General features: G+C 44.0%; 20 protein-coding genes. 17 read left to right on the plus strand and 3 right to left on the minus strand.

The window, feature by feature from the left end; translation table 11 throughout:
- The first annotated feature begins 51 nt into the window (after positions 1–51).
- The 3 genes from lpxB to I6E86_RS12620 all read left to right on the plus strand — a co-directional run bounded on the left by lpxB (position 52) and on the right by I6E86_RS12620 (position 3745).
- Positions 52–1299 (plus strand): lipid-A-disaccharide synthase, encoded by a 1248-nt coding sequence (gene lpxB, locus I6E86_RS12610; protein ID WP_227680655.1) that lies wholly within the window; start codon positions 52–54, stop codon positions 1297–1299.
- Between the two features lie 51 nt (positions 1300–1350).
- Positions 1351–2253: a ribonuclease HII gene (locus I6E86_RS12615; protein ID WP_197177752.1), complete on the plus strand. Its 903-nt coding sequence runs from the start codon at positions 1351–1353 to the stop codon at positions 2251–2253.
- A 247-nt stretch (positions 2254–2500) separates the two neighbouring features.
- Positions 2501–3745, plus strand: a complete 1245-nt coding sequence (locus tag I6E86_RS12620) for a CAP domain-containing protein (protein ID WP_197177753.1) — start codon at positions 2501–2503, stop codon at positions 3743–3745.
- 118 nt (positions 3746–3863) lie between these two features.
- Here I6E86_RS12620 and I6E86_RS12625 read toward each other — a convergent pair whose 3' ends face one another.
- Positions 3864–4529 carry a DUF924 family protein gene (locus I6E86_RS12625; RefSeq protein ID WP_197177754.1) on the minus strand — a complete coding sequence of 222 codons (666 nt, stop codon included), beginning with the start codon at positions 4527–4529 and terminating at the stop codon, positions 3864–3866.
- Positions 4530–4628: 99 nt separating this feature from the next.
- On the opposite strand from I6E86_RS12625, the gene I6E86_RS12630 reads away from it, so the two are divergent.
- Together I6E86_RS12630 and I6E86_RS12635 are read left to right on the plus strand one after the other, a co-directional pair.
- A complete protein-coding gene (locus I6E86_RS12630; protein ID WP_197177755.1) occupies positions 4629–5870 on the plus strand; it encodes a carboxynorspermidine decarboxylase in 1242 nt (413 codons plus the stop codon).
- A 311-nt stretch (positions 5871–6181) separates the two neighbouring features.
- Entirely contained in the window at positions 6182–7456 is a 1275-nt protein-coding gene (locus tag I6E86_RS12635) for a saccharopine dehydrogenase family protein (RefSeq protein ID WP_197177756.1), read from the plus strand.
- A 352-nt stretch (positions 7457–7808) separates the two neighbouring features.
- On the opposite strand, the gene htpX is transcribed toward I6E86_RS12635, so the two are convergent.
- Positions 7809–8723, minus strand: a complete 915-nt coding sequence (gene htpX / locus I6E86_RS12640; RefSeq protein ID WP_197177757.1) for a protease HtpX — start codon at positions 8721–8723, stop codon at positions 7809–7811.
- A 217-nt stretch (positions 8724–8940) separates the two neighbouring features.
- On the opposite strand from htpX, the gene I6E86_RS12645 reads away from it, so the two are divergent.
- Positions 8941–9273, plus strand: coding sequence for a YnfA family protein (locus I6E86_RS12645; RefSeq protein WP_197177758.1), 333 nt, complete (start codon positions 8941–8943; stop codon positions 9271–9273).
- 271 nt (positions 9274–9544) lie between these two features.
- Here I6E86_RS12645 and I6E86_RS13810 read toward each other — a convergent pair whose 3' ends face one another.
- Positions 9545–9667 (minus strand): hypothetical protein, encoded by a 123-nt coding sequence (locus tag I6E86_RS13810; protein ID WP_265087577.1) that lies wholly within the window; start codon positions 9665–9667, stop codon positions 9545–9547.
- 427 nt (positions 9668–10094) lie between these two features.
- On the opposite strand from I6E86_RS13810, the gene I6E86_RS12650 reads away from it, so the two are divergent.
- The 11 genes from I6E86_RS12650 to radA all read left to right on the plus strand — a co-directional run bounded on the left by I6E86_RS12650 (position 10095) and on the right by radA (position 21095).
- Positions 10095–10715: a 6-pyruvoyl trahydropterin synthase family protein gene (locus I6E86_RS12650; RefSeq protein ID WP_197177759.1), complete on the plus strand. Its 621-nt coding sequence runs from the start codon at positions 10095–10097 to the stop codon at positions 10713–10715.
- The gene (tsaE, locus tag I6E86_RS12655) at positions 10715–11260 is read left to right on the plus strand and encodes a tRNA (adenosine(37)-N6)-threonylcarbamoyltransferase complex ATPase subunit type 1 TsaE (RefSeq protein WP_197177760.1); all 546 of its coding nucleotides are present in this window, start codon (positions 10715–10717) and stop codon (positions 11258–11260) included. The genes I6E86_RS12650 and tsaE overlap by 1 nt, the downstream gene beginning before the upstream one ends.
- Before the next feature lie 50 nt (positions 11261–11310).
- Positions 11311–13086 carry a DNA mismatch repair endonuclease MutL gene (gene mutL / locus I6E86_RS12660; protein WP_197177761.1) on the plus strand — a complete coding sequence of 592 codons (1776 nt, stop codon included), beginning with the start codon at positions 11311–11313 and terminating at the stop codon, positions 13084–13086.
- Between the two features lie 158 nt (positions 13087–13244).
- Positions 13245–14402, plus strand: coding sequence for a tRNA (adenosine(37)-N6)-dimethylallyltransferase MiaA (gene miaA, locus I6E86_RS12665; protein ID WP_197177762.1), 1158 nt, complete (start codon positions 13245–13247; stop codon positions 14400–14402).
- A 426-nt stretch (positions 14403–14828) separates the two neighbouring features.
- Positions 14829–15371 (plus strand): RNA chaperone Hfq, encoded by a 543-nt coding sequence (hfq, locus tag I6E86_RS12670; RefSeq protein ID WP_194364254.1) that lies wholly within the window; start codon positions 14829–14831, stop codon positions 15369–15371.
- A gap of 246 nt (positions 15372–15617) precedes the next feature.
- Positions 15618–16610 carry a KpsF/GutQ family sugar-phosphate isomerase gene (locus I6E86_RS12675; RefSeq protein WP_194364255.1) on the plus strand — a complete coding sequence of 331 codons (993 nt, stop codon included), beginning with the start codon at positions 15618–15620 and terminating at the stop codon, positions 16608–16610.
- Between the two features lie 120 nt (positions 16611–16730).
- Positions 16731–17282, plus strand: a complete 552-nt coding sequence (locus I6E86_RS12680) for a KdsC family phosphatase (protein WP_194364256.1) — start codon at positions 16731–16733, stop codon at positions 17280–17282.
- A gap of 11 nt (positions 17283–17293) precedes the next feature.
- Positions 17294–17878, plus strand: coding sequence for an LPS export ABC transporter periplasmic protein LptC (gene lptC, locus I6E86_RS12685; RefSeq protein ID WP_197177763.1), 585 nt, complete (start codon positions 17294–17296; stop codon positions 17876–17878).
- A 106-nt stretch (positions 17879–17984) separates the two neighbouring features.
- Positions 17985–18563 carry a lipopolysaccharide transport periplasmic protein LptA gene (gene lptA, locus I6E86_RS12690; protein WP_197177764.1) on the plus strand — a complete coding sequence of 193 codons (579 nt, stop codon included), beginning with the start codon at positions 17985–17987 and terminating at the stop codon, positions 18561–18563.
- A gap of 74 nt (positions 18564–18637) precedes the next feature.
- Positions 18638–19417, plus strand: coding sequence for an LPS export ABC transporter ATP-binding protein (gene lptB, locus I6E86_RS12695; protein WP_197177765.1), 780 nt, complete (start codon positions 18638–18640; stop codon positions 19415–19417).
- Positions 19418–19655: 238 nt separating this feature from the next.
- On the plus strand, positions 19656–21095 hold the full coding sequence (gene radA / locus I6E86_RS12700; protein ID WP_197177766.1) for a DNA repair protein RadA: 1440 nt from the start codon (positions 19656–19658) through the stop codon (positions 21093–21095).
- Positions 21096–21147: the final 52 nt, after the last annotated feature.

The following is a 21147-nucleotide window of genomic DNA, read 5'->3' on the forward strand; positions in this document are numbered from 1 at the left end:
ACAGATTCTGCGATGTCTCATCAACAAGCTGAGCTGATTTACCAGACCCAGATGAATGCCCAAGCGGCCAAAACAGATGTCAAGCCGCTAGTGATCGCCATTGTCGCAGGGGAGGTGTCAGGCGATAGCTTGGGCGCAGATTTTATGCAGCAGATGAATAACCTACGCGATGACATCGTCTGGGTAGGTGTGGGCGGCGCAAAGATGCAGGCGCAAGGGTTACAGAGTATCTTTCCATTGGAGCGTCTGGCTGTGATGGGTCTGGTCGAGGTCATGTCGCAGTTGCCTGATTTGCTCAAAGCGCGCCGAGAGCTACTGAGTGCCTTTAAGGCCGCTAGTATCGATTGGTTTATCGGTATTGATGCGCCTGATTTTAATCTGCGAGTGGCCAAAAAGCTCAAGCCTCAAGGTATATATTGTGTACAGTATGTCAGCCCTTCTGTGTGGGCGTGGCGTGAGTCGCGTATCCATAATATTAAAGCGGCGACCCATTTAGTGTTGTGTTTGTTTCCATTTGAGCTGTCGGTCTATGAGCGTCACAATCATCCAGCAATCTGTGTGGGTCATCCGTTGCTACGAACCATCGATCAGGCGCTGATAGAGGTACCGATTAATCAGCGCCGCAGTGAGCTCGTTTGGCACAATGACGGTCTACAGCAGTTTTTTATCGAGCGCTTCGATGATGTGAGTCAGCTCATTTGTGTGATGCCAGGCTCACGCCGCGGCGAAATCACAGCGATTTTGCCATTGATGCTTGATGGGATTCAAAAGCTCATACTGTTAGACCCAAAACTGTGCTTTATCATTCCAACGGTCGATCAAAACCATCAATACATTGTCCAAGACGTCATTGATCGGTGCTCAGAGCAACTGCGTGCAGCCATTGTCGTCGTCTATGATGATACACAGCCAGAATTTAGCCAGCACGCGATGGCCGCGTCAGATATCGTCATGCTCGCGTCTGGCACCGCCACACTAGAGGCGCTGCTGCTCGAACGACCAATGGTGGTGGTATATCAGCTGAACCAGCTGACCTATCAGATTGCCAAACGATTGGTAAAAGTCCCTTATGTGGCACTGCCCAATATTTTGGCAAGTGCGGCTATTGTTCCTGAACTCATACAAGAGCAGGCGAGTGGAGATAATATTTGCCGTACGGTGATGCGTTTATTGCAGCCACGCGCTTATGCTGAGCAGCTAAAAGACCTTATCACCACCAAGCAAGCCTTGCAGCAGCAGAGCAATCACGAGCCTGCCAATAGCGTGATTGATCAGTTCTTTGTTCAAACGCAGGATTAACACAGCCAACGACTCTTCATTTATTATCAATAAGACAGACAGCAAAGCGCTATGAATACTCAGTCCAAAATAGAAAATGTTACCAAGCTAGAAAACACCATTAAGACAATTGGTGCGAATATCGAAAAAATTGATATTAAAGGCCAGTATATCGAGTTGGCCACGCCCATTCGCTTGTTTGGACAATTAAACGTATCCCAACTGCAGGCTCAGTATCCAATGCAGAGTAAGCAAGGTTCAACGCCGTCAGTCTTACAGATTGGGGTAGATGAAGCCGGACGTGGCCCGCTACTGGGTAGCGTCAATGTGGCCGCCGCGATATTACCAGCCACTTGGTCGGGATTGATTGAAGCGCAGCTGCTTAAAGAAACGCCGTTATCAATACTGACAGATTCCAAAAAATTGAGTGAAAAGAAGCGAGATCTGCTCTATCCATTGGTTCAACAGCATGCAGTGGGTTATATCATTGCGGAGATACCGGCAGCAGTTATTGATCAAGTCAATATTCTACAGGCAACGATGCTCGGTATGAGGCTATGCACAGAAGTGCTGCTAGAAACAGTTATCAAGACACTGGCCTTGCAAGCTATAGATAAACAGCCAAGTCAGTTACAGACGCAGGTATTGTTTGATGGCAACCGCTGTCCTGATCTGAACCAGTCGATATTTGATACACTGGGTATAGAGACCAGCGCTATTGATTGCCAAGCGTGGGTAAAGGGCGATGCCCGTCATACCAGTATCGCTGCCGCCAGTATATTGGCAAAGGTGAGCCGTGACAAAGCCATGTATACACTCGATGCCGAGCATCCAGAGTATGGCATTGCCAAACATAAAGGCTATCCGACGCGTGCGCATATGGAGGCGATTGAAAAACATGGTGTCTTGTCTGAACATAGACGCAGTTTTGCACCAGTGAAAAGAGCACTCGAGCATGCATCAGCAAGTGAATGAATAAATTAAATAGCCTAAGCAAAATACAGCTATTATCTGGAATAAAAAACCTGCTACTTATCAATAACGAGTAGCAGGTTTTTATTTGTAAGTTAGAAAGCAAAAGCCTGTGGTTTATAATACAATAAAGATTGTATCGAAATAGCAAAAGGTGAACCGACTCCCAATACTCATATAAAGGATTTCTATTTTCATCGCAATTTATATAGGTTGTTTTTTATAAGTTATTTTTTAAGGATAAGAGATAATGGCCAACACTTCCCAAAAAAATCTAGCGGCACTGCTGTTTTTGACAGTGTTGCTAACGGCTTGTGGTGGCAGCGGCGAAGACTCTGATAGTACGCCTGTATCCAATGACCCATCACCAGCTACTCAAGCAGAGAGCACTCCTAAACCAACAACCTCAGAACCCATACTATCAGCACCAATCATCGAAACACCTGATAATGATGGAAATAACCCGAGCGTACCAGTTGATAAGGATAATAATCCAGATAATAACGCACAGGCAGCGCTCAGTGCCAACAATCAATTCAGTATTGCCAGAACGAGCTGCGGCCTAAAAGGTCTGTCTGTTGATACGGATCTCGATGACATTGCGATTCAGCATGCCAACTATATCAAGCACGTGTTTGCAAACAGTACACCGACCAGCTTTAACTCCCATTTTGAAAATGAAATTGCCGATATCGCAAATGTGACAGGTGCCAATAATCCTTTTTTTAATGGATTAGATCTAGCAGATCGTTTAATCAACGCAAACTATCTCAATTCACAATATGGTGTCACCGAAAACATCGCGCAATCTGTGTATTATAGTTCAGCAGGCGATTTTTTAAGCTCAGAGATGGTGGCAGGCTCGATGGCAAAATCGTTGCTATCAGCGCCTTATCACCTGCGTTCGCTCATGATGCCAGCCTCTGTTTTAGTGGGGACGGGGATGCTCACTTATAACCCCAATGGTAAAAACGCTGCTAACAATCGGGGCTATGTACTGGTGAGCAATGCGTCAGCGACAAAAGCGTCAGCAGACAATACGTTCTCAGGAGTGTTTACGTACCCATGTCAGAATGTGACAGGTACAGTGACTGCACTATATAATGAGACACCAAATCCAGTGAAAGGTACTGGGCGCAATTTACGTACTGACCCTATCGGGCAGCCTATTTATATCAGTATGCCAACTGCTAAGAGCATCAAGGTCAGCAATGTCAAATTTCGAGATTTGCAACGGGCGACAGATGTACCGAGTCAGCTCATTGATGTCGACAATGATCCTTATCTCAATACCAACTATGCACTACCTGCGAATGAAGCATTTATTTTACCGATGACCGATGCCCTCAAAAGCTGTGAGGTAGGTAGCAAAAAAGGCGGGAATTGCGGACTCTATGGCAATACTCAATATCAAGTAAGTTTTGATATATTAGTTGACAATAAAATGTTAAAGCAGCAATCATTTACCTTTACCACAGGTAATGTCAATTACTAGGGAAAGTTGCTATTTAGATTGTATCGCTGAAGTCACACAAAAAATGGCTGAATCAAATCACTGGTTCAGCCATTTTTTTGAGTCATTTTAGAGGATTATCAACTGGAATGGGAATCCTTTAGAATGATGAATTTGGTTGTTTGAGGAAGTTTTTCTCATCCTCTGTTGACTCGCGATGCAGTGTGTCATTACGATGCGGATAACGACCAAATTGATCAATAATTGCTTTGTGACGATGTTCAAAATCTAAGGTGTTGGCGTCGTCTAACTGCTCGAACAATGGCAAGTAACGTGTATGGATCAGCGCTGATTCAGAGTGCATAAATGGGATAAGAATGAATCTGCGCCACTGCATTGGTAACGTATTAAAATAGGGCTGCTGAATGGCTTCTTGGGCCAGTACCAATGCCATACTGTCTTGGGCAAAGGCACTGGCTTGTCCGCGGCATAGGTTACGTGAAAACTGATCCAATACGATAATCTCGGCCAGTCGTCCTGCCAACGCGGTGATTGAGCTATTGCCATCCAATGAGGACATCGCCGTACGCCACGTGACGCATTCTCCTTGTATCGCTGCCTGCCAGATACCACCAAACTTATCCTTTATCTGCTGATCAAAGCGATCATCTTGTACAAACCAATAAGGCTCACTGTCTTTATCGAACCAAAAATCCAAGACAGCACATGCGTCAGCGTTAAGATGCGTCAGATTTATACTTTTTGAATCGAGCTGCGGTGAATGAGATCGACTAGCAGGAGTAGAATAATCCGTTGATAATGACATAAAATATTCTAATTATGATGAGTTTAGTCTACTATAGCGCAAATATTTATGTCTGTCTGTCAAGATACCAACAGCAGAGTTTCTATTAGGTAATCTATTATGAATGCAAAAAATTTAGAACAATCCGTCGGCGTATCATTGCTACCAACGCCTTACTATGTATTGGATGAAGCCGCGATCGTGGCCAACATGAAAATCATCGCACGGCTCTGTGAGTTGTCTGGTGCTAAGGCGTTATTGGCACTAAAATGCTTCGCTACGTGGGGCGTGTTTGATGTCATGCAGCCGTATCTGCATGGTACAACCTCATCATCACTCAATGAAGTCAGACTGGGGTATGAAACTTTTGGCAACAATGACGATGCTAATAGCCAAGGCAAAAAAGAGACTCATGCCTATAGCGTGGCCTATAGTGCCGATGAGATGCCTGAAGTATTAAAATACGCTGATAAGATCATTTTTAACTCAATCTCGCAGCTCAATGCTTTTAGTGCGCAAGCACGTTCGAAAAACATTCCTGTAGGACTACGACTTAACCCGAAAACCAGCAATTCATCTTTTATCATTGCGGATCCTGCGCGCCCATTTAGTCGTTTGGGCGAGCATGATAAAGACAAAATTGCAGCGGTGCTTGGCGACATTACGGGCGTTATGATTCACAACAACTGTGAGAACGACAGTTTTGAGGATTTTAGCGAAAGTTTGGCTGATATCGAAGTACGATTCGGTGATATTTTGCAGCAGCTTGAGTGGGTCAGTTTGGGCGGCGGTATTCATTTCATCGCTCCTAACTATCCGCTAGAGAAGCTGGCCGAACGCTTAAAATCGTTTAGCGAAACCTATGGTGTGCAAGTCTACCTTGAGCCAGGTGAGGCGAGCATTCATGGCGCTGGCACATTGGTGACCACCGTCTTAGACACCATGCACAATGAAAAAAACCTTGCCGTGGTTGATTCCTCTATCGAGGCGCATATGCTTGATTTACTGATTTATCGTGAGTCAGCACCCATTGCCGCTATCAACAATACAGCGGTGGATATCGCTCCTATTGGCCATTCAGTGATTGAGACGTCAGAACCGACGCTCGAAACCGGTACAGACAGTACGCTTATTTATGGCCGTTCTTGCCTAGCAGGAGATATCTTTGGTGAGTATGATTTGCCAAGTGATTTACAGATAGGCGATCAGATTGCCTTTGGTAATGCCGCAGGTTATACGATGGTTAAGAAAAACTGGTTCAATGGTGTCAACATGCCTGCCATTGTGATTCGTCGCCTTGATGGATCGATTGATGTGCAGCGCGAGTTTGACTATCAGGATTACAAAGCCAGCCTATCTTAATGCTTAACACTAGTGCTTGATCTTTATTACCATGCTATTGTCGAGTTTTTATATTTTTAAGTAATTAAAAACAAAGGCTTAGCTTATATTGTTGAATATTTTAGCATCTGTGTTTTTTATACATTTTTTTTACCGATGATGTTATAAAAATTGTTATAATCGCGTCGGGCAAATACTAGAGTGGTATTTGCCCGACGGGTGCGTGGGTTTTCCTCGGTCTTCCTTTTTAATTCACGCATATCATTCACTCGTTTCTGTTTTGCATAGCCACAATCAATGGTATCGACAGGGACACAAAGGAGGATTGTTCATTGAACACAAACCAACCAGTTAAGCCCAACAAAAAAGACGTACTCATCATCGGAGCAGGCGGTGTCGCTCAAGTGGTCGCGCATAAATGTGCGATGCATAATGATGTGCTTGGTGAGATTCATATCGCCTCACGTACCAAAGACAAATGCGATGATATCGCGCAAAGCGTAAAAGAAAAAGACAGCTTTAAGCAAGCTGCGGTCTTGCACACGCATCAAGTCGATGCGATGGACAGCCAAGCGCTGGTGCAATTGATCAAAGAAATAGAGATTCAGATCGTCATTAATGTCGGCTCGGCATTTATCAATATGACGGTATTAGAAGCCTGTATCGAGACAGGTGTTGCTTACATTGACACGGCGATACATGAAGATCCACGCAAGATATGTGAGACGCCGCCGTGGTACAACAACTATGAATGGCAACGTAAAGAGCGCTGTGCAGACAACAATGTCACTGCCATTTTAGGTGCAGGGTTCGATCCTGGTATGGTCAATGCTTATGCGCGTCTTGGCTATGACATGATGGATGCAGGTTCAGTTACCGATATCGATATCATTGATATCAATGCGGGCAGCCATGGCAAATACTTTGCGACCAACTTTGACCCAGAGATTAACTTCCGTGAGTTCACCGGTACCGTTTACTCTTGGCAAGACAGCAAGTGGCAGTCTAACAAAATGTTTGAAGTCAAACGTACAGACGATTTGCCAGTGGTGGGCGTGCAAAACAGTTACCTGAGTGGCCATGATGAAGTGCATTCGTTGTCAGCCAATCTAGATGTGCCAAACATTCGCTTTTGGATGGGCTTTGGTGAGCATTACATCAATGTCTTCACCGTCCTACAGAGCTTAGGATTGCTATCTGAGCAGCCAGTGATGACTGCTGAAGGTCAAGAAGTTGTCCCACTTAAAGTGGTCAAAGCAGTACTACCAGACCCAAGCTCGCTGGCACCGAACTATACAGGCAAGACCTGCATTGGTGACAAGGTCAAAGGTAAAAAAGACGGTGTAGATAGCGAAGTGTTTATCTATAATGTCTCAGATCACAAAGACGCTTATAACGAAGTTGGGAGCCAAGGTATTTCTTATACCGCAGGCGTACCACCTGTTGCTGCTGCGATACTAGTCGCGACTGGCGAATGGGATGCAGGCAAGATGGTCAACGTCGAAGAGCTAGATGCCAAGCCATTTATCAATCTACTAAACAAGATTGGTTTGCCAACGCGTATTAAAGACGAGAATGGTGATAGAGCACTAGAGTTTGATATTTAAATAACGAGTTTAATTTAGAAAAGCCTGTCTACTAAAGACAGGCTTTTTTGTGTCTGATTGTATTGTAAAAAAGAGAAGCTTGATTCACTATTTTTATTGGGGGTGATTAGATACTACTAACGAGGATCAAGAGCTGAGTATTTTCAAGGTTAATATATAACGAATCAGGTTTGTGAAAGCTCTCTGGTATTTGAGAAATAGGATTAAATATGGACGAGGTTTTAGCTAGACTGGTTTGATGCTGCTTGTCGAGGTTGAATAAGTTTTCAATTTCATACAACAGCAAAATTTATAGACTATTAAATCGAACTATAAATTATGCCCAGAACTCATCATAGAACAGTAATCTAAGTTAGCCTTGATTAGGGTTATAATTTTTTAACGCCGCAATACGGTCATCCAGCGTTGGGTGTGAGCGGAATAGGTTTGCAATACTAAATCCTTGAGTTTGTCCTGATGAGATCGCAAACGCTTTCATGCTCTCAGGCATTTGGTCGGGTCGCTGTGCAGAAGGGCGAAGTGCATCAAGCGCACTGATCATTTTTTCGCGGCTGGCAAGTTTTGCCCCCATTTGATCCGCACGGAATTCACGTAAGCGTGAAAACCACATCACGATGGCAGACGCCAAAAACCCAAGCAAGATATCCATCACGATACTGGTAATAAAGTAACCGATACCTGGGCGATCACTGGTGTTTTTGAACACAGTACGGTCAACGAAGCTACCGACAATGCGTGCAAAGAACATCACAAAAGCATTGACCACGCCTTGAATAAGGGCAAGGGTTACCATATCACCATTGGCTACATGACCAATCTCATGCGCCAATACCGCTTCAACTTCATCGGCTGTCATATTCTGCAATAGACCAGACGATACCGCCACCAGCGCCTTGTTCTTATTCCAACCAGTCGCAAAAGCATTTGGCTGCGAATTATTAAAAATACCAACCTCTGGCATACCGATATTTACTGCTCGCGCTTGTTTGGCTACTGTATCGACTAGCCATTGCTCAGTCGAGTTACGAGGGGATTCTATTACCACTGTACCCGTTGATCTTTTAGCCATCCACTTTGATATAAATAGCGACACCATCGAGCCAACCATACCGTAGATACCACACATAACGGCAAGACTGACATAATTAAGACCACCTGCACTGTGCACACCGCCAATCCCGAAAAATCTGGATAGTATGCCAAATACAATGCTAAACACCACAATCACGGCTAAATTGGTCAACAAAAACAAGCCAATACGCATCATTACGTTAAATCCCTATTCAATAGATCGGTATGACCTCGATAGACGGTTATCTAAGAGGTTTGCTATGATAGATTTTACTGTGATTTTGACTGTAATGTCAGACAAAATAGTCTTTTATAAGAGGTGATGGAGATAGAGTGATTATTTTGGGAAATACCGTACAATACCTGACTGGTTTTGTTAGATTAGAAGAGTAGTAGGTGAGGAGTAGGTAAGTTTGACAGAATTAAAGACGGTTGGCCTGTTTGCGCTGACAGCATTGGCTGAGATTGCAGGGTGTTATTTGCCTTATTTATGGCTGCGAGAAGGTAAGTCGATTTGGTTGCTGATTCCCGGTGCACTTAGCTTAGCAGCGTTTGTCTGGTTATTGTCACTACATCCGACTGCTGCAGGTAGAGTCTATGCAGCCTACGGCGGCGTCTATATTTGCATGGCGATTTTTTGGTTATGGACGGTCAATGGTGTTCGCCCAACCGTCTGGGATATAGTAGGTTCAGTAGTTGCACTGCTAGGCATGGCGATTATCATGTTTGCACCGCGCAGTGGCTAAGGCGTGTCCTCAATTCAATCAATAGTCATCTAAATGGGTTAAAAACGACTAAATCTTGCCAAACGGCGTCAAATAGCTGACTAATATCTCGATATTATCTGCGCTGTTTTCCTTGTTTGACTGCAATTTATCTCATTTTTATCACCATTTTTAAAATGAGGACACGTCCTAGTCAAAAAAACGGCTCATCAAATCTAATGATGAGCCGTTCTATGAGATTAATATTTATTGACCTAATAGCTATTTGCTTAATATTTATATACGTAAAATATTAGTGATTACCTAAAATACTGCTGTTGCCATCTTTCTTTGATTGTTTGGCGGCTTTTTTCTCTTTCGCGGTCAAAAGTGGCTTCTTTTTGACATTCTTTTTACTGTCTTGACCTTTACTCATGGTGGTTTCCTCTTTAGACAACGCATATGATTCTCTAAGCCAAACTAAGCTGGCTTGAGGAGATATGGTTACGACTAACATAGTCGTTTACTGAGTTGAGTATAGGCTTAAGCATTAATAATAGATAGCACTCGCACAATTTACCTACGATTCAATCGTCTAGGTTGTTGGTTAAGTCGTATGAATAAGTGGCTTGGGCTAAGTGATTTCAGCTAAGTGGTCTTTGATCAAAATAACGTGGCTTATATAAATGGACGTAGCGATGAAGGATCAATAGATTCGTTCAATCAATCATCGTATTAATAAGTGCTTACTTACGGATACCTGACGATTTGCTATAATGAATGATAAACCGATGAATAAACGCGGCAAACCCTTACTTATTCACATCTAGCACTATGCTGCTCACTGTTTTGGTCAAACTATTATGCGTATTCGTAAACTATTCAAATTTGAAAATGCTCACATCGTTCGTAACTGCAGCTCTGAGCGCTGCAAGCACTCCATTCATGGTCACAGCTACCAGATTGAGCTGATTTTAGAGGCCAATCGTTTAGACCATGGACAAATGGTCTATGATTTTGGCTTGCTCAAATCCTCTATCAAAGACATCATTGACAGCTTCGATCACGCCATTTGTTTTTGGAACAAAGATGATCCAGAGTATGTTGCAGCTTGTAAGAAATTTAGTGCACGTTGGATAAGCTTACCAGTGTCACCATCAGCCGAGCAATTTTCACGAGTGATATTCTTTTGGGCACAAGAGATATTGCGCCAAACACAAATGCAAAACGGTGAAGCTGATGTCAGTGTTTATTCAGTGATTGCCCATGAGACAGCAACAGGTTACGCGCAGTGTTTCGCTGAAGATGTTGCCAATGACCAAATGGGGAAGCTGGTTTTAGAAGACTTTAAATTTAGCGAACAAGTTAGCGCTGAATGGAGTGACTCGGATCTATACGCCAAGCTAATCCGCGGTGAGATTTTTACCAATCCAGTGGTGACCATGCAGGTACAGACAGAGCAAGTACAAGCAGGTTCAGTCTGATGTGTGATGATCAATCTATAGAAAATGGCAAATACCTAAAGACTCTGGTATTAAACTCTGAGCAAGACACTCAATCATTGGCTGAGCAATTAGCGACATTGCCACTTACAGGCAGCGTTTGGTTAGCAGGTGATTTGGGTGCAGGTAAGACCACATTGACACGCTACTGGCTACAAGCACTGGGTCACACAGGCGCGGTAAAAAGCCCTACTTATACCTTGGTCGAGCCCTATAGTATCGAGCAAAATGACGGTTTGATTAAACCAGTCTATCATGCAGATTTATATCGTCTGCAAGATCCAGAAGAGTTGTCTTTCATCGGCTTTGATGAGTATCTAGACGAGCCTAATGCATTGGTCATCATCGAATGGGCCAGTCGCGCAGATGGCTATTTACCCTTGCCTACATTATTCATCGATATGACGCAAAATGAGCGCGATGATGCAGAGACCAGTGGTACAAGTAATGAATCTCGTCAAGTGGTGCTGCGACTATCGACAGCAGGACAAGCACAAGGTATAGATTTATCAAGCCTCACCCTCTGAATAGGGTCAACTACTAACTTCCAAACCAGCTAAAAATATGACAGTCATCCATGCCAGATAATCACACCCATACCCGTATCAAAAAACTATCGCCGCTGCTTATTAATCAATTAGCAGCAGGTGAGGTCGTGACACGTCCAGCAGCCGTGGTCAAGGAGCTGCTCGAAAATGCGATCGATGCTGGTGCGACCAATATTGAAGTGCGCATCACCCAAGGCGGCATGGGCATGATCGAAGTGATCGATGATGGTATGGGAATTTATCCTGATGATATGGTCATGGCAATTACCCGTCATGCGACCAGTAAAGTCGCTGATGTTGCCAATTTACATGGCATCACGACGTTGGGTTTTCGCGGTGAAGCATTGGCCGCGATGGCAGCGGTCTCTCGTCTGACGCTGACCAGCAGTCATGATGATAGCGGTGTGGGTCGTCAGTTACAGGTTGCTGGCGTATTGGATGACACACCAAAACTGACACCAGTGGTGCATGGTCGTGGCACCACGATTATGGTGAAAGACTTATATTTTAATGTGCCAGCACGCCGTGGTAATTTGAAGTCTATCGCCACTGAGTTCGGTCATATCGAAGCCATCGTTCGTGATGTGGCGCTTGCACGAGCCGATGTTGCCCTTACGCTGTTTCATGATAATAAAAAACGCTTGTCATTATCTGCCAGCACTACAAGTAATAGTCATGATACTGTCAACCGTTTGCCATTGCCGCGTCTAGAACAAGCCACTGGAATACCATTAACGGATAGTGCATTGGAGATCTCGATAGATTTATCGAGTCTGATACAGCAGTCTATAGAGTATGATAATGACAGTGTTATTAGACAGGCAGCGATTAGCGGTTGGTTATGGCCCATGCACGATGAGCAAACGGCACTACCAAAACTGATTTATGTCAATGGTAGGCTCGTGAAAGAGCTCTTAATTAGTAATCAACTGCGTCAACTGGCACAAAGTGCAGAGCTAGTAGGGATGGGTTACGCCCTTTATTTTGATTTACCAACGCAGTGGTTGAACATCAATGTACATCCATCCAAACAGCGCATCAAGATCAGTCCGCTAAACAATGTCATGGCGCACTTAAATCATGCGATTCGTTCACAGTTAAAAATGCTCAATTCAAATACAGTAAAAGTGACTGGTTCCGACATTTTAGACACATCAAAAGAGGATGGTTCTGTAAGCACGCTGTCAGACACGCATTTAGCAAATACTTTGGTTATAGACCATTCAAGACAAAATCAGCAAGTACAAGCCCCTAGTCAGTCCTATCAAACGGCTTCAAGCAAGCCATTTTTAGGAAAATCCTCATTCCAACAGTCGATAAACTCTAGTGCTGAAGAGATTTTGGATGATAAAAGCACGCTTCTAAATACTCTTGTTCTAAATAACGCGCCTAAAGCCACGACACCTTTACCAATATGCTTAGATGTTATCAGCAGTTTAAATGCTAATACAATGGGCGTTGTGATTGATCAAAATCTCGATGATAAAATGCTGCCTTGGCTACTGTTTTATCATCAGGGGCAGTGCATACTAATTGCTGAAAATGACTGGTATAAAAAGGTAGGCCAACTTTTTGAGTCACAGGTTTTTAGTCGTGACGTGCTAGGTAAAGCCAAAGCGCCAAGCAACGCTAATGATATTAATCAACAGCTCGCGATAGTCAATGCGCAAATGTCTGACCAAGACTCGGTGGTTTTTACTACAGATATGACAGCATTGCTGACAAAACATGCCATCAAAGTAATAGATAGTGAGCGTTTGGTGATGTCAATGCTCTCATCTACGTCCGAACACTTTATAAACTAACCTATACTTTAAAGGTTATAATCAATCCTCTATAAAAGAGCTATGGCGTTAACCTCACTTGAAGTATCCCATATACATCTGCACTCGGTTGCCTTGTATCTCTTTTAAACTGAATCAACTATAGTCACTTTTTATAAACAATGATTAAAGGCAATCCTATGGGACAGTCGTCTGAGGGTTTATCTCATAAGCTAACAGATAATAGTGTGGTGTGCTTGATGGCACCCACGGCCAGCGGAAAAACAGCACTGGTATATGAGCTATATGATACAGGGCGCTATGAGCTGATTTCGGTAGATTCAGCACTGGTATATCGTGATATGAATATAGGTACCGCCAAACCAACAGTAACAGAATTGTCACGTTATCCGCACCATCTGGTCGATATCATTGATCCTATGCAAAGCTATAGCGTGGCTGAGTTTGTCAATGATGTGGCGCGCCTGATTGATGAGTGTCATCAAAACGGGAAAATTCCATTGCTAGTCGGTGGGACCATGATGTATTACATGGCGCTGCTTGATGGACTATCGCCTGTGCCCGATAGTGATGATAGCGTACGCGCGCGCGTAGAGCAGTGGCGACAAGATAAAGGCATCAATGCCTTGTATGATTATTTGGGTAGCATTGATCCAGTTAGCCATCAGCGTTTGAATGCGACAGATACTCAGCGTATCACGCGAGCGGTTGAAGTGTATCTGCAAACAGACATACCGATAAGTGACTGGCAGCGTCAGCCAAAGCAGGCGCTAGCACACAATCCAAATCAGCAATGGCATGCATTGGCAGTCATGCCGGATCGCCCGTGGCTGCATCAGCGTATCGAGCAACGTTTAGATATTATGTGGCATGAAGGGCTAATTACTGAGGTAATTGAGCTGCTTGAGCAATACCCATTGACCCCTAACTTGGCGTCTATGCGCTGTGTTGGCTACCGTCAGGTATTAGAATATCTTGTGCATATTGCGCACCCCGTATTTGAGCTGCCGCATTTAGATAAAGCACAGTTTTATGACGCTTTTGCAGTGAGTCAAGATGCAGGCGATGAGCGAGAAAACCCAATCAGTGACTTTCAACGATCAGCGGTGCCTGATAATGAGACCAAGGCGCTTGCTTGTCAGCAAATGCAAAATAAGGCATTATATGCGACAAGACAGTTGGCAAAGCGCCAGTATACTTGGCTACGCAAAGTTGTGCAGCTTCCTAGCGTATCAACAGATAGCATTGCTGGATCTGAACATATTGATAATGACACGGCAAATCTGACGATTAAAACCTTTACTACGATGCAACAGGCCAGAGATTATCTGTCGTAAAGTGTCATAAAAATTTCTGTCATAAGTGCTTTGTAGATACCTATAGAAGGTCTGAAAACAGTAATCACAATTAGTTTCAAAATATCGCATAGATAACTGCTATAATTTAAAACTGCTGAAATAGTAGGCTTAATACTGCAAGAGCGTATCTATATAGAATAGATAGACATTGATATAGTGATTTTCTCAACAAGTATTGATTTATTTTGTTAAATAACAATCAATGAAACAAGTAGTTACTTAATTATTTACAATAATAATGTATTCGCGATAAAGTGGAATTACTTAACATCAGCGAATATCCGTTTAGATACGTTTTATAAATAAAACATATTATTGTATCTACCTTTTAGCCATTATAATTAAATTAACACGTAAAATAATTGGCACTTAAAACATAATTATATAATATTTAGGAGAGATTTCATGTCGAAAGGACAAACTTTACAAGATCCGTTCTTGAACTCGCTGCGCAAAGATCGCATTCCTGTCTCTATTTTCTTGGTCAATGGTATTAAATTACAAGGCCAAATTGAATCATTTGATCAGTATGTGGTACTTCTCAAAAACACCGTTAGTCAAATGGTTTACAAACATGCCATCTCAACTGTAGTACCAGCCCGTAACCCACGTAGTAGCACAACAGCGACTGGCAGTACGCCTCAATCTCAAAGCACTCCGCCAACTGGTTACCAAGGTGGCGGTTTTGAACGTGGTGGCAACCCAGCAGCTGCTGGCGGGTTTGAAGAACGTGGTTTTGCCTCTAATCGTAGTGGCTTCAATCGCGGCGGCTTTAGCCAAGGTCAAGAGCGTCAAGAGCGCGGATTTGAACGTGGTAGCTTTGGCCAAGGTCAAGATCGTGGTTTTGAGCGTGGTGGTTTCGGTCAAGATCGTGGTTTTGATATGCCAGCAGATGGAGCGGGTTTCGAAGCTAAGCCAAATGATGGGTCTAATGACGGTGACAACTAGATAATGGCATGTGGCAACTGTATTGTCTAAGATGATAGCATTGATATATTTGATTAAGACCTACTGATACAGTGGGTTTTTTTGTATAGATTCATATATATTGTCAGCAATAAGCGTATCAAACAACAATCAAAATATGGCAGTAGAAAGCATGGCTGTAGATGGTTGTTTATATGAAACAATATAAAATAATATGAAGCATAGTATAGTAAAATACTGGATTCATTATAAAAATAGAGCACATTCATGAGTGATACTAAAAACAACCTAACCCATGAGCAATTTATTACCACCGCTATAGAGGCCATTAATACTGAAATATCTGCATTGGCATTATTGACTGAGCAGATAGATGATCGGTTTGCGCAGGCCTGCGATATTATTTTGGCTTGCAAGGGTCGAGTGGTCGTCACTGGTATGGGTAAATCAGGATTAATCGGACGCAAGATAGCAGCGACTTTTGCATCGACTGGTACGCCAGCTTTCTTTATGCATCCAGGTGAGGCTGGGCATGGCGATTTGGGCATGCTAGTGAAAGGCGACGTACTACTTGCGATCTCAAACTCTGGTGAGTCGGATGAGATTAAGATGCTGTTACCAGTGGTCAAGCATCTGCAAATTCCACTGATCAGTATCAGTCGTGATAAGCGTGGCATGTTGCCACGGGCCGCAGATATCGTGTTGACGCTTGGTCAGTCACAAGAAGCTTGCCCGCTCAATCTTGCACCCACGTCAAGCACGACGGCGACCTTGGCACTTGGCGATGCGTTGGCAGTTGCGCTTGTGCATGCACGCAACTTCACCTCTGAAGACTTTGCACTCTCACATCCGGCCGGTGCATTAGGGCGTCAGCTACTCACTCGTGTCGAAGATCTCATGCACACCCAATCAGATGATCTGCCTTTAATTCATCAGCAAGCGCCCCTGCAACAAGCTTTGTTTACCATGTCTGCTGGGCGCCTAGGTATGACGGTAGTGACCGACGATACTGATAAAGTGGTTGGCGTGTTTACCGATGGTGATTTGCGCCGTGGCTTAGAAAAAGGGATCGATCTGCAGACAACGATGGGTGAGGTCATGGTCAGAAATCCACGCAGTATCAGTAAAACCATGCGCGCCTCAGATGCGCTAAGTGTGATGAATGAAAATGGTATCAGTCAGCTATTGATTATTGATAATGAAGATCGTCTAGAAGCCATTATTACGGTTCATGATTTGCTACAAGCTGGCGTAAAATAGCGTCTGCTTGAGATTACTAAATGTTCAATACGCTCTAACCGTTAGAGTATTATTCATGGTTGAATGATAAATTACGAGCAGATACCACTCAGACTACCAGCCTATAATAAGAGATAACTCATGCAAGATTTGATAAAAAAAGCAGGACAAGTAAAGCTATTGGTTATGGATGTCGATGGTATTTTATCCAATGGTCAAATCATTTATGATGCCAACGGTATTGAGACCAAAGCATTTTCGGTACATGATGGCGTGGGTGTCAAATCACTGGCTCGTTATGGTATTTTGACCGCGATTATTACTGGTCGTAGCAGTGCTATGGTAGATAAACGTGCCCTCGAGATGGGTGTTAACTATGTAGTACAAGGACGTGATGATAAGCTTGTCGCATTGAATGAGCTATTATCCTCTCTTGATCCGGCGCTCAATATTAGCGCTGCTGATTGTGCGTATATGGGTGACGATTTACCAGATATTAAAGCGATGCAAACAGTGGGGTTTGCGGCCACAGTGCCTAATGCTCATGCAGAAGTGATCAAGCGCAGCCATATGGTGACCACTCGTGCAGGTGGCACTGGCGCGGTACGTGAGGTATGTGACCTTATCTTAAAAGGTCACGGAGAATATCAAGACTTTATCTCGCACTATACACTGGATGAGACCCCAAACTAGGATAAACTATCGTGAACACACGTGTTTTAATTGTACTCGCATTAATCATTGCAGGGATTGCTGGTTGGTTCTTTCAGCAGCAAGGAGACGTGACACCGCCAGTCAATATCGAGAGTACTGATGTTGATTATGAGGCCACGGACATAAAAGCCGTTCAAACAAACGATCAAGGCGAAACTGAGTATGAGCTAACGGCGGATTCTTTGACGCACAATCCTGAGACCAATGAGGATGAAATGTCAGGCATTACTATGAATTGGGAGCCTTCACCAGAACAGCGCTACCGTATTCAGGCCGGTAGTGCTGCTATCAGTCAGGAGACAGGAGAGCTCAGTTTGTCGGGAGGTTTTACGCTCGTCAGTGAAGGCAATAAAGACAAGCCTGATGTGGAACCAATAAAAGTAACTGGTAGCGCTCTGAAAGGCAATACAAAGTCAGGTAAAGTATATAGTGAAGCACCTGTGAAGATTGAGCAAGGGATGAACCGGTTCGAAGCCTCTAGCATGACTGCCAATCTTGAGACAGGAGAGTATGAGTTTGGTCAAGTTGCCGTCGATTTTATGCCTGCTGATCGTCAAGACAAAGCATTGTTTTAACCAAAAACTAGGATTAACCAAGATCTCTTTTATCTGTTATATGACATAACCACCATTAGCATGAAGTTTGCAAATCCTATCACCAATTATGAAACGAGTCATTTATATGAAACCTAAATTTTTGCCTACTTTGCGCTCATTAGCAGTACGTTTGGGTCAAGCCGCACCGAGCTTAACCACATTACGTGCTTTGCCAGTGGGTCTGCTAATCGCATTGCCATTGTATAGTCATGCATTACCGTCAGATGCCAATCAACAAATAAAATTGCTAGCGGACAAGGCCACTTACAGCGAGCGTACAGGTATCACAAGTTACTCAGGTGGTGTTGTTATTACTCAGGGTACCTTTAAAATGACGGCCGACAATATCACGGTCAATCTATCGCAGCAGCGTAGTATCAATTCTGCTGTAGCGACAGGTCGTCCAGCTACCATGCAGCAAATCGTGACTCAAGAAAAAGGCTTAGCAAAAGGCCAAGCCAATAAAATTGATTACAATGCAGTATCTGGCATCATTACTTTAACAGGAAACGCCAAGCTGGTTCAAAACGGTGCAAGCTTTGCGGGTAATGTGATTCGCTATAGCCTAAAAGCAGGTGATGTAGAAGCCACTGCTGGTGGTAATCAGCGAGTAGAGTTGGTATTTCCGCCTAGTAGCAGCAACAGCCAGAGTGGTGTGCGCTAATCTAGTCATCAGTCTATAGTAGAGGCGTGTGTTTTTTTAATAGTGCCTAAATTTTGTGAAAGTAAGAGTAAGTTATGAGCGATAATCAAAACATAGATCCATTGGTGTCAAGTGCTAACACAGCGCCTGTCGCTCGACTGACAATGCAAAATTTGGGCAAGCGCTATGGTAAGCGTTGGGTGGTCAAAGACGTTTCGTTCTCTGTTGACCAAGGGCAAGTCGTTGGATTGCTAGGCCCTAATGGTGCGGGTAAGACGACCAGTTTTTATATGGTAGTTGGTCTAGTCAATATGGACAAAGGCCGTGTCACGCTAGGAAAAATGGACTTGTCCAAATATGCCATGCATGAGCGTGCTCGTGCAGGTATTGGGTATTTGCCGCAAGAAGCATCGATTTTTCGTAAGTTGTCTATCGAAGATAATATTTTAGCTATTTTGCAGACCCGTACAGAATTGAGCAAAGCTGAACAGCAGCAAGAGCTTGAAAAATTGATCGGTGAGTTCCATTTAGAACATGTACGCCGCTCACTTGGTATGAGTGTCTCGGGCGGTGAGCGTCGTCGCTGTGAAATCGCACGTGCGTTAGCAGCCGACCCTAAATTTATATTGTTAGATGAGCCTTTTGCTGGGGTTGATCCCATCTCTGTTGGCGATATCAAAGATGTTATCTTGACGCTAAAAAACCGCGGTATTGGGGTGTTGATCACTGACCATAATGTTCGTGACACTTTGGCTATCTGTGAAAAAGCCTATATCGTCTCAGAAGGCGCTATCATTGCTGAAGGCACCTCATCTGAAGTCTTGGAAAATGATTTGGTAAAATCTGTCTACTTAGGTAAAGATTTCCAAGTATAATCCAGAAATACTGTTGAATTTTTCTCATATATATACTGACTGCTGGCTTTATAGTTGCGATAAATGCATAAAGCCAGTCAGAATATACTCCTTTATCTAAAAGATAGCCTGTCATACTAATGGCTGACTGCTCATCATCAGCACTCTTACATTCGCTCTCATATCAATTTGCTCTCACAAAAATAATCATATTCTATTCATTATTCTCGACTGATCATCTGAATAAGGCTCATAAGTCATGGCAAAAAATAAAAGCAGTTATGTCTGTCAGCATTGCGGCGCGCATTTTGGTAAATGGGCAGGGCAGTGTACAGATTGCGGTGAATGGAACAGTTTGGTCGAAGCCCCCAACGTCAGTATGCCGCATCATAACAAAACCGCTTCTAAGCCCGCCGCAAATCGAGCAGCACCTCGCGCATCAGGTGGCACGCCAGCTGGTAACTATGCAGGTACACATAGTGCGGTTATGCCGCTCAATGCGGTCAGCATAGGATTGGACACGCGCTTGCCAACAGGCATTGGTGAGTTTGACCGTGTGCTTGGTGGCGGTTTAGTGGCCGGGTCTGTGGTGTTGATCGGTGGTGACCCGGGTATTGGTAAATCGACTATTCTATTGCAGACAGCGACTAACATGGCACGGGCAGACTCGCTGGCAGGGAGTGCTCTGTATGTAACTGGTGAGGAATCGCTTGCACAGGTGGCGATGCGAGCTAAGCGCTTAGATTTGCCTGCTGATAGGCTCAGGGTGCTAGCTGAGACCAATGTGGAAACCATCTGTGCGGCATTGACTCAAGAGCAGCCAGCCATTGCCATTATTGACTCTATTCAAACTATCTACACCGATGCTATCAATTCTGCACCGGGCGGTGTCAGCCAGATCAGAGAATCAGCGGCGATTTTGACGCGTTACGCGAAGCAAACCGGCACCGCTCTGTTTTTGGTCGGTCATGTGACCAAAGAAGGTACCTTAGCAGGGCCCCGCGTGCTTGAGCATATGGTTGACACGGTACTGTATTTTGAAGGCCAGTCAGACTCTAAATTTCGAATGATTCGAGCAGTCAAAAACCGCTTTGGGGCGGTCAATGAGTTGGGAATTTTTGGCATGACCGATATGGGTCTAAAGGAAGTTGCCAATCCATCAGCGATATTTTTGAGTCGTTATGATAAGCCTGTTGCAGGATCTGTGGTGATGGTCAGTCGTGAAGGGACGCGTCCCTTATTGGTCGAAGTGCAGGCTTTGGTTGATGACTCTCAAGGCTCGCCCAGACGTATGGCATTGGGCCTCGACTTTCAGCGCTTGTCGATGCTATTGGCAGTCATGCACCGTCATGGCGGTATTCATACCAGTGGGCAGGACGTCTATGTCAATGTGGTCGGCGGTGTAAAAGTCATAGAAACTGGATCTGACTTGGCCGTGCTATTGGCGTGCGCGTCAAGTATTAAGGAGCGAGCACTGCCCTCATCATTGGCTGTGTTTGGCGAAGTGGGTTTATCTGGTGAAATTCGTCCAGTACCTAATGGTCAAGAGCGCCTAAAAGAAGCAATGAAGCATGGGTTCAAACACGCGATTATTCCAAAGGCCAATGCACCTGCTAAGGATGCACCTCAGTTTAAGGGAATCAATGTAATCGCGGTCGAGCGTCTTGATGAGGCGATTGAAAGTGCGTTTGAGCTATAGTTGATTCAGTTTAAAAGAGGTACGTTAGAAATAGCGTTCTGCTAGGATAAAT

This window comes from Psychrobacter sp. SWN149, assembly GCF_015864565.1.
Lineage (GTDB): Bacteria > Pseudomonadota > Gammaproteobacteria > Pseudomonadales > Moraxellaceae > Psychrobacter.